The sequence below is a fragment of the Pseudomonas sp. FG86 genome, from assembly GCF_057808775.1.
The window spans coordinates 1-683 of sequence record NZ_JBMDIS010000197.1; the positions used below are offsets into that span (position 1 = coordinate 1).

General features: G+C 44.7%; 1 protein-coding gene. It reads right to left on the bottom strand.

Going from position 1 to position 683, the window contains the following annotated elements; all coding sequences use genetic code 11:
* Window positions 1–108: 108 nt before the first annotated feature.
* Window positions 109–402 (bottom strand): hypothetical protein, encoded by a 294-nt coding sequence (locus ACODSV_RS36290; protein ID WP_454843936.1) that lies wholly within the window; start codon window positions 400–402, stop codon window positions 109–111.
* Window positions 403–683 lie beyond the last annotated feature (281 nt).

Here is a 683-nt window from a genome sequence, read left to right on the forward strand (position 1 = left end):
AAATGGACATCCGAAGAAGGTTAAGTAAGTGCCATTCAGTTCTGTCCCCTTTCTGCGGTCCCTTTCTGCTCTTTTTGCTATTTCTGAATAATTTCCTAGGCTTTGGTGTTATGTGGGCTTCCAGAATTTCAAGCTTTGCATGTAGCGCTCTAAGTCATCCATGTCGTCGTCGCCCAAAGTTGTGTCGAATCCTGCAGTGATCAGTCCTCTCACTTTGGCGAGCCTCGATGTAATTCGAGCGTTGTCAATAAAATCCGTAGTGGCTCGCTGATAGTCTTCGCAGGGTTTATCAATATAGTAGGTGCCCATTTTGCGCAGTGAAACTAACATGAATTCGATTTCTGCCAGTGCTTCCAGAGCGTCTTCTCCAGAGATGGTTATTTTTTTGTTTGCATCCAACATTTCACTTTCTCCTGACGAAAGTAGGATTTATTAATTTTAGATTTCCCCAAATTGTCAGCTCTAACGAGCCGTACCTTGGGGTTTTCTTCTCTTTCAGCATGTGTTTCGGAACGTCAGTTTCTACGTAGTCTCGACCCCGGCTTATATCGACCTGATAGCGCTTTTGTACATCAGCAGCGCTTAGAATCTTACTTCTTGCTGGGGGGGATTGGGGGGGGGTGGGACGGATTTATTTGATCGAAAACAGCGAGTCGGATCTTTAGTCTATAAATAGTTCTGTC

Coding starts and splice junctions, on each gene's coding strand:
- ACODSV_RS36290 (WP_454843936.1), bottom strand. CDS start 402: ATGTTGGATGCAAACAAAAAAATAACCATCTCTGGAGAAGACGCTCTG.